Below are 11,665 nucleotides of genomic sequence, written 5' to 3'. Positions count from 1 at the left end.
GCACCTCCCGGGTCGATGCGTCACGCACGGCGCGCTTTCAAGCGTCGGTCGGCTTCCTCGCAGGCGGCCGCGTAGAGGGTCTCGTCGAAGCAGGTCAGGTCCGCCATGGCGGCGAGCAATCGCGGGGTCTTGTCGACGCGCGGCGTCGGAGCGCCCTTCATCTTCGTAGCGAGCGCGTCGGTGACATTGCGGGGACGGACCACCTTCGGCGGCTGCAGGTTCAGGCTCTCATAGATCAACGCGACCGTTGCCTCGAACTTCTCCGTAATGCCGATCGCATCCAGGCCGCGTATGCGCGCGACCGCGCTCTCGACGGCGACCGCCGGGACATCGTCGCGGGTAACGCGATGGGCTTGTTTCATCTGACGAAAGCCAAGCCCGAACGCCGCGAGATAATGGTTGAAAATCTCGGGCGCGCTCCGAACGGCGGGGTGCTCGAAGAATTCCTCGGCAGAGAGCGCGTTGGCGAGACGAACAAATGGGTTCACCCCGGCCTTGGACGTGACCTCGTGCGAGCGGTGGGATCGGTACACCGAAATCAGACGATCAATGGGATTGCGAAAAACGCTGATGACCTGCAGCGGCCGCTTCGGAATGAGGCGAAGCGACGCCACGTCGAAATGACCGGAAAAATAATCGAATTCCGCCATTTCGTCCGCCGTGTATAGGTTCAGAAAATCGTCGTGGACCGGGCAGACCCGATGGGGCGGAAAAGCATGCTGCAGCATGTCATAGAGCGTCGTACCGCCGGTCTTTTGCAAGTGGATGAAGGCAACGGCGGCGGGCGCGCGCGGGCCAGGAAGCCGGCGTAGTCGCGGCACCACGGCGAGGCGAAATCGATCCGTCGAGGTTTCAACCGGCACTGCAACCTCCGGATCGCGCCCGTGAAGCGGCGGCAAGTCGTCGATATCCCGCAGCGGCGTCTCGCAGCAACGTTCCTGCGCCACCGTCCCCCCGAGATGATCCAGCATCGCCCGGCTCTGTGCGGCATCGGGATCGAGCAGGCAGGCTTGGCGGAACGCCGCAACGGCATCCTCCACCCGATGTCGCGTGAGCAACAGATGGCCGAGGTGATGATGCGTCTCGGCTGCGCCCGCCTCCTGCGCGAGCGCGGAGCGATAAGCATCCTCGGCCCGAGCCAAGAAGCCCTGCTCCTTCAACACATGACCATATTGCACCCAGATCGCGGGTTGCGCGGCATCGATCGCGAGCGCAGCCGCGTAATCGGCCTCGGCCTTCCTCCAAGCGCGCGCCGCATTGGCCCGATCGGCTCGATCGATCAATCGCGTGACGGTCTCACGCGGATTGGGCATCGAGAGCAAACGGCGAACCGGATTGAGCACGGCAGTCCTCGACCGCGCCTCGCCCGATTGCGAAGGACGCAATCGGCTGATGCAACGCGATCGTCGCGAAATTACGGCAAGAGTCAGGACGGAGGTGAGCCGATGCTCAGGTGACGACGCCTTTCACACGCTCGCGATAAGCCGTGTAGATGGCGCTTGCGGCGATGATGGCGCTGCCAACCACCATGCCGACGGTCGGCACGTTGCCGAGAAAGAGGAAACTCAACCCACTGGCCCAGAGCAATTGCATGTAGGTGAACGGAGCGAGCAGCGAGGCGGGCGCGAAGCGATAGGCGACGACCTGCATCAGGCTGCCGAGGCCGCCGAACAGGCCGACAGCGATCACGACTTTGATTTGGGCCGGGTCGGGCGTCGTCCAGTCGAAGACGACGAGCGCCGACAGCATCACGGTGCCGATCACGGCTGAATAGAAGATCGAGGTACTCGCGGTGTCTTGCTTGTTGAGGCGTGTGCCGATGACCGCGACGGCACTCGCCACAGCCCCCGCGAGTGGGATCAGCGCGGCCAGTCGAAACGAGCTCCCACCGGGCTGCACGATGATGAGCACGCCGATCAGCGCCGCGATGGCGGCGCTCCAGCGTCTGATGCCGACTTTTTCGCCCAAAAAGATCATCGCAAGGGCCGTGACCATGACGGGCGCCACGAAACCGATCGCCGTCGTCTCGGGAACGGCCAGATATTTGAACGACAGGATGGCGGCCAAGGTCGATAGCGCAGCCATGCCGCCCCGCAACAGTTGCAGGCCGGGCCGCACCGCCGTGACCGACCGACGACCGCGGGCCAGCAGAGGCAGGGTCGCAAGCAGAAATACGACATAGCGGAGCCACGCGACCTCGAGCGGTGGCAGCGACGTCATTAGCGATTGCGCGGCGAGGTCGGACAGCGGGAACGCCATGGTGCTCGCCAGAATGGCCGCGATGCCGAGGGCTGATCGGTCCGCGGTTGGCACGCTCGCCTCGCGGGGCAGCGTTGTCGGAGCATACTCGACACGAGACGTGTGTCGCGGGCGCGGCAGCCCCCGCCGGTAGAACGACGGCGCAACGACGGAGCGCGCGGTTAGCGACCGGGTGGGTCGGGACAACGAGAACGCCACGGTTGATCCTGAACGATATCGGGGGCTGATCCGCGAGCCTTAGACCCGCTTTCTCTACGATTGCTTAACCAAGGCCATCGATCAGAGCTCTTGTCGTGCGACCCACAAGCGGCCTAATGAACGGGTCCATGAGCAGGTGGCCGAGTGGGTGGGATCGGAGCAGACACATGAGCGCCATGATCCCCATCACGCCGCTCATCTCGATCGATGAGGACGAGATCGACGAGAGCTTTGTCCGCGCGTCCGGCGCGGGCGGTCAGAACGTCAACAAGACCTCGTCGGCCGTGCAACTGCGCTTCGACGCGCGCAACTCGCCCAATCTGCCCGAATTCGTGCGCGATCGCCTCCCCGCCATCGCGGGCCAGCGCATGACCCAGGACGGCGTGATCGTACTGTTCGTCCAGACGCATCGCTCCCAAGCGCTCAACCGCAAGGAAGCGCTCGACCGCCTGATCGACCTGATCCGCGATGCCACGATCCGCAAACCGATCCGCCGGCCAACGCGCCCGACCTTGGCGTCGAAGAAACGTCGGCTGGAAACGAAGGACCGTCGCTCGGTCGTGAAAACCTTGCGTCGCAATACGACACGTGACGAATGAGCGGGGACCCGGCTGCCGTTGGGACCGTTTCGTCGGCAAGTGTGGCGAAACTCGCACAGAACTCCGCCGCATGCACCTTTAGGATAGCGTCTCACGCTCAGGGGCGAACGGGGTAACTTCCGCTCGTGCAGACCACGAATGCCCAATTCGACGCAGAAATTTTACGAGGACCCGGCCGAAGACGCGGCGGTGCTACTGCTCCGCATCGGGCTGGCGGTTCTGGCGATGGCGGTGCCGATCAGCATGGTGCTGTCGCGCCGGGCGCTGTTCATCCTCGTGCCGATCGGGGCGGGACTCCTGCTTGTGGCCGGATTACTGCTCTCCGACCGCTCGCTCCTGCGCCGCCTCCGCACCACGCTGCTCTCGACAGCCGGGCTCAGCGGCCTCGGGCTCCTCGCCTGGAGCGCGCTGTCGCTCGTCTGGAGCCCGGTCGGGATCGACGCGGCGGAGCGGCTGGCCAAGATCGGCGGGACGCTGCTGCTCGTGATCGTGACGGCCGCGTTCCTTCCCGAGCGGACCCGCACCTCTAACCTCAATCTTTTCCCGCTGGGCATCGTGGCGGCCGTCGCCTTCACGCTCGCGACCGCGCTCGGTGCGCCGGGCGCCTTCAGCTTTCAGACCGATGACTCGACCCTCGAACGTGCCGTTGTCAGCCTCGTGGTGCTGGTTTGGCCCTCGCTCGGGGCGTTGGCGATTCGTGACCGCTGGATGGCTGCAGGCTTGATCGTCGTCGCGGTCGCGGTCGCGGCCATGGCGGCCTGGACCTCCGTCGCGCTCGCGGCCTTGGCGCTCGGGTCGCTGACCTTCGCGATCGCGACGATCGACCCCGGTCGCATCGGGCGCCTCCTCGGCGTGATCGTCGCGGTCTTGTTTCTGTTCGCGCCCGCGGTGCCGTTCGGCATCGGCCTTCTGTTCAAGGGGCTGCTCGCTCTGTTTGGTGATCGGCTCCCCGACCTCACGACCGCGACTGAAACTATGCGGATCTGGGCCACGATCGTCGTGAGCGAGCCTGTCCGGCTGATCACCGGTCACGGTCTCGATATGGCGACGCTCGCGCCGCTGAGCGGCTTTCTGCCACCGCAGACACCCAAGAGCCTCTTGTTCGAGATCTGGTATAATTTCGGCGTCATCGGTGGCGTCCTGGCGGCTGTGCTCTCACTCAGCGCGTTCCGGATCATCGGACATCTGTCGCCCACCGTCGCGCCTTTCGTGCTCGCCGAATTCGTCGCGGTGATGACCATCGCGTTCTGCGGCCTCGACACCACGCAACTGTGGTGGGTCACACTGCTCGGCGTCGTGGCACTCGCTTTCGCGACGGTCGTGCGCGGCCAGTATCGAACCAGCCGCCCAATGGCCCGGCTCGAGCCGTCCATCGCGCCGCTGCCGCGCGGACAAGCGACACTTTGACAAGCGCCCTGGTGGTCGGCGACCCGGTCACGGCCGTGATCCTCGATGCGCCGCTGATATGGCGGATGGTGGCGGCCGTTGCCGACGGAGCCCCCCTGCTCGGCTCAGACGCCGCGACCGCCCGCATCGGCGCGGCGCGAGCCCTGGTCGACACCATCGTGGTGCGCTCGATCCGGGCCTATGGCGTCAATACCGGCGTCGGCGCGCTCTGCGACGTCATCGTCGACCGTGATCACCAGCAATCGCTGTCGAAGAACATCGTCATGAGCCATGCGGTGGGGGTCGGCGAGCCGCTTGGCAAAGCCGAAACTCGCGCCATCATGGCGGCAGCCGTCAATAATTGGGCGCATGGTTATTCCGGCGTGCGGATCGATGTCGTCGACACGCTCTTGGCGTTGCTGGCGGCGGATTGCATCCCGCTCGTGCCGTCGCGCGGCTCCGTCGGCTATATCAGCCATATGGCCCATATCGGGCTCGTGCTGATCGGCGAAGGCTTTGCGATATGCGTTGGGGAAACGCTGACCGGTGCGGTGGCTTTATCCAGGGCCGGGCGGACGCCGTTGGTCCTCGACGCGAAAGAAGGCCTGAGCGTCGTCAACGGAACGCCCTGCGCCACCGGCTTGGCAGCGCTGGCGCTGGCGCGAGTCGAACGGCTGCTCGATTGGGCTGACGCGAGCGCAGCTCTCTCGTTCGAAGCGCTCGGCGGCGACCCCGCCTGCTTCGCCGAAGACAGCATGGCGTTGCATGCCTCGCCAGGGTTGCGCGCCGTCGCGGGCCGCCTCCGGCATGTCCTCGCGGGCAGTTGCGCCATCGCGGCGACAGAGGCCGGTCGCACCCAGGAGGCCTTGAGCTTGCGCGCGGTGCCGCAGGTGCATGGGGCCGCCCGCGATGCGCTGGTTTATGTCGCCGGTGTGGTGGATCGCGAACTCGCCTCGCCGACCGATAATCCGCTGCTGCTCGGCCCACCCGACCTGCCGCGTGCCGCCTCCACGGCCCATGCGGTCGGCGCCGGTGTCGGCCTCGCTATGGACCTCTTGGGCATTCTCACCGCCGAGGTCGCCGCCATGGCGGAGCGGCGCATCGACCGGCTCGTCAATCCGCTGGTGAGCGGCCTGCCGGCTTTTCTGGCCGCAGAGGGGGGCAGCCGCTCCGGCTTCATGATCGCACAATATACGGCCGCCTCGCTCGTGGCCGAGAACCGGCGGCTCGCCGCACCCGCCAGCCTCGATGGCGGCGTCACATCGGCGCTGCAGGAGGATCATCTCGCCCACGCGACGCCGGCCAGCCTGAAGGCGCTTCAGATCATCGACAATGCCGCATCGATCCTGGCGATCGAAGTGCTGGCCGCCGTCCAGGCGACCGATCCCGTCGCCGCGCGCCGCTCGCCCGTTTCGGCCGCAATTGCGGCCCGGCTCCGGGCCGTCGTTCCGACTTATGCCGATGATCGTCCGCTCGGGCAGGATTTTGGGTGCGCTGCCGCCATGATGGCCGGCTCGGCGCCGTTCTGACGGCACCGGCGCCGTTACTTCAGTGCAGCACCGTCGTCTCGATCGGTGCGGCGGCCCCGGCCGCGATCAGCGCGACGGGCGGCGCCCTCAGGTCCGGCGAGAGCGCATGTTCGAGCCAGGCGATCAAGCGGGCCAGCACGAGGTTGATCAACAGATAGATCAGCGCCGCGCAGAGGAACACTTCCATGGTCCGGTAGGTCTGCGCGATGATCCGCTGCGCCACGCCGCTGACCTCGGTCACCGTGATGATGCTGGCGAGCGACGTCGACTTCACCATCAGGATCATCTCGGTCGAATAGGCCGGCAGCGCGCGCCGCAGAGCGATGGGCGCGATGACCCGGCGGAGCAACAGGAATCCCGACATGCCACAGGCGCGCGCCGCCTCGATCTGCGCGGGCGGCACCGCCAGCAACCCGCCCCGAAAGATCTCGGTCGCATAGGCGGCGGTGCAGAGCGCCAGCGAGATGACGGCGCAGGAGAAGGGGTCGCGCAGCAGCGGCCAGGCGATGCTGTGGCGGACGGCGGGAAATTGCGCGATGCCGTAATAGACCAGAAACATCTGGATCAGCAGAGGCGAACCGCGAAACACGAACACATAGGCCCGGGCGATTCTGTCGAGCAGTTTGTAGCGACTGACCCGCATCGCCGTCAGGCCGACCGCCAGACAGGCCCCGAACGTGATCGACAGCGCAAACAGCGCCAACGTGAGCGGCAAAGCCGCGATCAGCCGTTCCATCGTATCGAGCAGAAAGGGAAAATCGAGACCCATCGTCATGCCGTATGCACGGGGCGGCGGAAAGATTTGCCGGTCCGCACCTCGGCGGCGTCGAAGATGCGGTTCGAGACCGCCGTCATCAGCAGGTAAAGCGCACCACCCGCCACGTAGAAGCCGAAATAGTCATGGGTCGAACCGGCCCCGACTTGCGAATTCCGCATCAGCTCGGCAAGGCCCGTGACCGAAATCAGAGCCGAATCCTTGAGGCTCAACTGCCAAACATTGCCAAGCCCCGGCAGAGCGAAGCGGAACACTTGCGGCGCGATGATGCGCCGAAACCGGAGGAGCCCGTTCATACCGACTGCGCGCGCCGCCTCGATTTCGCCGCGCGACACGGCCTGGAATGCGCCCCGGAACACCTCCGCCTGATAGGAGCCGGAGATGATGCCCACCGCCAAGGCTCCGGCCAGGAACGTCGGCACGCCGACGAAACCCTCATGGCCAAACAGGCGGCCGATCGCCGACAGCACCGACGATCCGCCGAAGTAGAAGAGATAGATGATGAGGAGTTCGGGCACGCCGCGAAACACGGTCGTGTAAACGTCCCCGACGAGGCGCAGAGCCAGGCTCTGCGACAGCTTGGCTGCCGCGACACCCGAGCCGAGCACCGCGCCGATCGCAAGCGATGCCAGTGTCACGGCAACCGTGACGCTCGCGCCGAGAAGCAGGAAGCCGCCCCATCCCGTCGGCCCGAAGCCGAATTGCGTGAAAGCGCTCACGGGCGCGGCGGCTCGATCGCCTGCCTCAGGGGGTCACGTCGATCTTGAACCACTTGAGGCTCAGGGTCTTCACGGTTCCGTCCTTGATGGCGTCGGTCAAAGCCGTGTTGAACATGGCGATGAGGTCACCATCCGACTTGCGAATGCCGAAGGCTTCACCCGGTCCCCAGACGGCACCGCCGATTTGCGGGCCCGTATAGGCCATGTCCTTGTTGTCGGGCTTGGCAAAGGCGGCGGTGAAGTAGGTGGCATCGTCAAACGCGAGGTCGATGCGACCCGTCACCAGATCGATATCGTGCTCGGCCGCGGTCTTGTATTCGCGAATGGTCGCGACATCCTTGAAGTTATTGACCACGAAGGGCTCGTAGACGGTGGCGGTCTGCAGCCCGATGGTCTTGCCCTTGAAGGCTTTGCGGAGGTCGTCCATCGTCGGCGTCAGGCCATCGTTGCTGAGCTTGATGGTCGTGCCGGATCCAGGCGCATTGGCGAGCGGGCCGTTCTTGTCGGAGACGAACACACCGGGCGTGGCCGCATAGGGGATCGTGAAATCGATGGTTTTCTTGCGCTCGTCCGTGATCGACAGCGCGTCCATGATGACGTCGATCTTGCCGGCTTGCAGGGCCGGGATCATGCCGTCCCAATCCTGCGAGACGATCTTGCATTCGATCTTCATCCGACCGCAGATATTGCGGAGCAGTTCGGGCTCGTAGCCATCGAAGCTGCCATCCGGCTTGGTCAAATTCCAAGGCTCGTAAGCGCCTTCGGTGGCGATCGTCACCACCTTCCAGTCCTTTGCCACGGCGGGAAGCGTTGCGGCTCCAAAAACCGAGAGGGCCGCAGCGGCCGTGAGGACGAATTTACGCATCAAGTATTCCTTCCCAAATCGTGGACCCCTGCGAGATCGAACAAGCGATCCGGGTCCTTCGGTTCGCAGTATTGACCAGCAGCGGTTCGCGCGAAAGACAGAAGCAGAATCTGGGCCAAACTTTTGTGAAATTGCGTTGCTCATCCGGCCGAACTCGCGCGCCATTCAGGCGATGCGGCGCGGCCGCTCCCCGAATTGCGTCGCGAAAAACGTGTGATACGCCCCCCGCAACTGCATCAGTTCGGAATGGGTGCCGGTTTCAACCGCGCGGCCCCCTTCGATCACGCAGATGCGATCCGCATCCACGATCGTCTGAAGCCGATGCGCCACCACGATCGTGGTTCGGCCGATCCGCAATTCGTCGAGCGCCTTCTGGATCTCGCGCTCGGATTCAGAATCGAGGGCCGCTGTGGGCTCATCGAGCAGCAGGATCGGCGCTTCCTTCAGGAAGGCCCGTGCGATCGCGATGCGCTGCTTTTGGCCCCCCGAAAGGTTGTTGCCATGCTCACCGACCGGCGTTGCATAACCATCGGCCAAGGCGGTGATGAAATCGTGAGCATGCGCCTTGCGGGCCGCCGCGACGATCTCGGACTGACTCGCACCCAGCCTGCCAAGCCCGATATTATCCGCGATCGTGCCGCGAAACAGAAAGACGTCCTGCGCCACGAAAGCGATGTTGTCGCGCAAGGAGCCGAGCCGCACATCCATGACGCTCTGGCCATCGATCGTCACCGCCCCGGATTGCGGATTGTAGAAGCGCTGGATCAAGCTGATGATGGTCGACTTGCCGCCGCCCGAGGGACCAACCAAGGCCGTGGTGGTGTCCGGCTCGGCCACGAAATCGAGGCCTTTCAGCACCGTCTCGCTCGGGCGATAGTTGAACCCCACATCCTGGAAGACGATGCGGCTGCGGGTCACGACCAGCGGCGGCTTGAGGTCATCGTCGGCATCGGCGAGCGGCTCGTCCAGAAGATCGTAGATCATCCGAGCGTTCACGAGGCCGTTTTGCAGATCGAGGTTGAGCTTACCGAGGCGCTTGGCGGGCTCATAGGCGGCCAGCATGGCGACGATGAACGAGAAGAACGATCCCGGATCCGCATGCGCGACAGCGACGCGCCAACCGCCATAAAGCACCAGCGCCGACACGGCGACGCCGCCTAGCGTCTCGCTCACGGGGCTCGCCATGGCGACCCCCTTGGCCATCCGGTTGGCTGCCTTTTCGACCTCGTTGATGGAAGCGGCCATTCGTCCGCGCATGACCTCTTCGAGATTGAAGGATTTGACGATCCGGATGCCCTGAACGGTCTCCTGAATCGTCTGCATGATGCGGGCCGAGCCATCGAACTGCCGCCGCGCATATTTGCGAACGCGCCGCATGAGGCGGCCGAGCAGCAGGGCACCGACCGGCATCAGAACCAGCAGCATCAAGGCCATCAGCGGATCGTTGTAGACCATGACGCAGAGCAGCGCGAGCAGGGTCAACACATCGCGCCCCGCCGAGGTGACCAGCAGTTGAACAACGTCGCGCACGCTGTTGGCGGCAAGCGCCAAACGCGCCATCAGGTCACTCGAGTGGCGCTGCTGATAGAAGGCGACCGGCTGACGCAGCAGGTGATCGTAGACGCGCGCCTGGATCGCGGCCACGATCCGGTTGCCGGTCCGTGACATGATCACCAACTGGCCGAAGGTCGCCAAGCCCCGCAGGATGTAGAGCGCACCGACGCTGAGAGCGAGAAAACGCAGATGTTTGAACGCGCCCCCTTCGGCAACGCTCAACCCCGTCATGCCATTGACGATCGGGGCCAGCAACGACACGGAGAGAGCCGTCGTACCCGCCGCAACGGCCATCAGGCCGAGCGCGATCGCATAGGCGGAGCCGTGATGGCGACCATGTTCGGCCAGCAATCTGCGGATGAGAGCAAACGACTGCCCATCCTGCGTCCGCTTTTCGGGCACCTTCATCTGCTTCATCGTCTTTGCTAAACACGGCGACGACGTCGGGTTCAAGCGGTAACTACGTCTCACCCGATCAGCGACATACGATTCAGCCGCGCTGTCGCATTGACGCGTCAGCGGTTCCGGCGCCATGTCGGGGATCTCGACGTCCCCGTTCGTCTTAGGAGGCCCGCATGCCCGTCATCAACAGCGTGGCCGAGGCGACCGAAGAGGTCAAAGTGTGGCGGCGGGACTTCCACCGCCACCCCGAACTGCTCTACGACGTCCACCGCACGGCGGGCCTCGTGGCCGATCGGTTGCGCGCCTTCGGGTGCGACGAGGTCGTGACCGGCATCGGCCGCACCGGCGTGGTCGGGATCATCCGAGGCAACCGGCCTGGCCCGCGCACGATCGCGATGCGGGCCGATATGGACGCTCTTCCGATTACCGAGTTGAGCACGACGCTGCCGCATGCCTCGACGACGCCGGGCCGGATGCATGCATGCGGTCACGATGGCCATACCGCGATGCTGCTCGGCGCCGCCCAATACCTGACCGGCACGCGCAACTTCGCCGGCACAGCCGTAGTGGTCTTCCAGCCGGCGGAAGAAGGCGGCGGTGGCGGCAAGGCGATGGTGTCGGACGGGCTGATGGCCCGCTTCGGCATCGACGAAATCTACGGGATGCACTCCCTGCCGGGTTTGCCGGTCGGTCATTTCGCGCTCCGGCCCGGCCCGATCATGGCAGCGGCGGATCGATTCGAGATCCGCCTCGACGGCCGCGGAGGTCATGCGGCCAACCCACATCTTTGCATCGATCCGGTGCTGGCGGGCGCACAGATCACCACGGCGCTTCAGATGATCGTGGCCCGCAACGTGGATCCGTTGGACGCCTGCGTCGTGTCGGTCACCCAGTTCAACGCCGGATCCGCCGGCAATGCGATTCCGCAATCGGCCCGGCTCGGTGGTACGGTGCGGAGCCTCAAGGCAGAAACCCGCGTGTTGGCGGAGCGTCGCCTGCGCGAGATCGTGGCGGGCGTCGCGGCGGCCAGCGGCGTCGACGCCACAGTGAACTACGCGCATGGTTACCCGGTCACGGTCAACCATGCCGATCAGGCGCGTTTTGCCGCTACGGTCGCGGCCGATGTTTCGGGAGCTCAGAACGTCGACGCCGCGATCCCTCCGATGATGGGCGCGGAGGATTTCTCCTACATGCTCGAGGAGCGGCCGGGCGCCTTCCTGTTCATTGGCAATGGCGATAGCGCCGGTTTGCACAACCCAGGCTATGACTTCGACGACACCGCCCTGCCCTATGGGATCAGCTTTTGGGGACGGCTCGTCGAAACGGCTCTGCGGCCTTGATGCGATGTCTTTAACTCGCGTTTAACCATTCTTTTACAT

General features: G+C 65.0%; 10 protein-coding genes. 4 read left to right on the top strand and 6 right to left on the bottom strand.

Annotation, left to right across the window (positions count from 1 at the left end; all coding sequences use genetic code 11):
• Positions 1-20 precede the first annotated feature (20 nt).
• Together LGH83_RS16420 and LGH83_RS16415 are read right to left on the bottom strand one after the other, a co-directional pair.
• Positions 21-1,343: a hypothetical protein gene (locus LGH83_RS16420; protein ID WP_227399572.1), complete on the bottom strand. Its 1,323-nt coding sequence runs from the start codon at positions 1,341-1,343 to the stop codon at positions 21-23.
• 106 nt (positions 1,344-1,449) lie between these two features.
• Complete coding sequence (locus LGH83_RS16415) at positions 1,450-2,313, bottom strand: DMT family transporter (protein ID WP_227399571.1); 864 nt, start codon at positions 2,311-2,313, stop codon at positions 1,450-1,452.
• Positions 2,314-2,633: 320 nt separating this feature from the next.
• Between LGH83_RS16415 and arfB the strand changes: the two genes are divergently transcribed.
• The 3 genes from arfB (at position 2,634) to LGH83_RS16400 (ending at position 5,971) form a co-directional block, all read left to right on the top strand.
• On the top strand, positions 2,634-3,056 hold the full coding sequence (gene arfB / locus LGH83_RS16410) for an alternative ribosome rescue aminoacyl-tRNA hydrolase ArfB (RefSeq protein ID WP_131119474.1): 423 nt from the start codon (positions 2,634-2,636) through the stop codon (positions 3,054-3,056).
• Between the two features lie 138 nt (positions 3,057-3,194).
• Positions 3,195-4,463: a peptide ABC transporter permease gene (locus LGH83_RS16405; RefSeq protein WP_227399570.1), complete on the top strand. Its 1,269-nt coding sequence runs from the start codon at positions 3,195-3,197 to the stop codon at positions 4,461-4,463.
• Between the two features lie 65 nt (positions 4,464-4,528).
• Positions 4,529-5,971: an HAL/PAL/TAL family ammonia-lyase gene (locus LGH83_RS16400; protein ID WP_227401893.1), complete on the top strand. Its 1,443-nt coding sequence runs from the start codon at positions 4,529-4,531 to the stop codon at positions 5,969-5,971.
• Between the two features lie 19 nt (positions 5,972-5,990).
• On the opposite strand, the gene LGH83_RS16395 is transcribed toward LGH83_RS16400, so the two are convergent.
• The 4 genes from LGH83_RS16395 to LGH83_RS16380 all read right to left on the bottom strand — a co-directional run bounded on the left by LGH83_RS16395 (position 5,991) and on the right by LGH83_RS16380 (position 10,292).
• Positions 5,991-6,740: an ABC transporter permease gene (locus tag LGH83_RS16395; protein ID WP_227401892.1), complete on the bottom strand. Its 750-nt coding sequence runs from the start codon at positions 6,738-6,740 to the stop codon at positions 5,991-5,993.
• 2 nt (positions 6,741-6,742) lie between these two features.
• Complete coding sequence (locus LGH83_RS16390) at positions 6,743-7,465, bottom strand: ABC transporter permease (protein ID WP_227399569.1); 723 nt, start codon at positions 7,463-7,465, stop codon at positions 6,743-6,745.
• Positions 7,466-7,490: 25 nt separating this feature from the next.
• Entirely contained in the window at positions 7,491-8,330 is an 840-nt protein-coding gene (locus LGH83_RS16385) for a transporter substrate-binding domain-containing protein (protein ID WP_131114468.1), read from the bottom strand.
• Between the two features lie 165 nt (positions 8,331-8,495).
• Positions 8,496-10,292: an ABC transporter ATP-binding protein gene (locus LGH83_RS16380; protein WP_227399568.1), complete on the bottom strand. Its 1,797-nt coding sequence runs from the start codon at positions 10,290-10,292 to the stop codon at positions 8,496-8,498.
• A 167-nt stretch (positions 10,293-10,459) separates the two neighbouring features.
• Here LGH83_RS16380 and LGH83_RS16375 point away from each other — a divergent pair, with 167 nt between their 5' ends.
• Positions 10,460-11,626, top strand: coding sequence for a M20 aminoacylase family protein (locus LGH83_RS16375; RefSeq protein WP_227399567.1), 1,167 nt, complete (start codon positions 10,460-10,462; stop codon positions 11,624-11,626).
• Positions 11,627-11,665 lie beyond the last annotated feature (39 nt).

This window comes from Lichenihabitans sp. PAMC28606, from assembly GCF_020616535.1.
GTDB classification, from domain to species: domain Bacteria; phylum Pseudomonadota; class Alphaproteobacteria; order Rhizobiales; family Beijerinckiaceae; genus Lichenihabitans; species Lichenihabitans psoromatis.
This window is presented reverse-complemented; position numbering and strand designations above follow the sequence as displayed.

Bases quoted from the DNA above. Each gene is read 5' to 3' on its own strand.
- arfB (WP_131119474.1), top strand. From the start codon at position 2,634: ATGATCCCCATCACGCCGCTCATCTCGATCGATGAGGACGAGATCGAC.
- LGH83_RS16405 (WP_227399570.1), top strand. From the start codon at position 3,195: ATGCCCAATTCGACGCAGAAATTTTACGAGGACCCGGCCGAAGACGCG.
- LGH83_RS16400 (WP_227401893.1), top strand. From the start codon at position 4,529: ATGGTGGCGGCCGTTGCCGACGGAGCCCCCCTGCTCGGCTCAGACGCC.
- LGH83_RS16395 (WP_227401892.1), bottom strand. From the start codon at position 6,740: ATGGGTCTCGATTTTCCCTTTCTGCTCGATACGATGGAACGGCTGATC.
- LGH83_RS16385 (WP_131114468.1), bottom strand. From the start codon at position 8,330: ATGCGTAAATTCGTCCTCACGGCCGCTGCGGCCCTCTCGGTTTTTGGA.
- LGH83_RS16380 (WP_227399568.1), bottom strand. From the start codon at position 10,292: ATGAAGGTGCCCGAAAAGCGGACGCAGGATGGGCAGTCGTTTGCTCTC.
- LGH83_RS16375 (WP_227399567.1), top strand. From the start codon at position 10,460: ATGCCCGTCATCAACAGCGTGGCCGAGGCGACCGAAGAGGTCAAAGTG.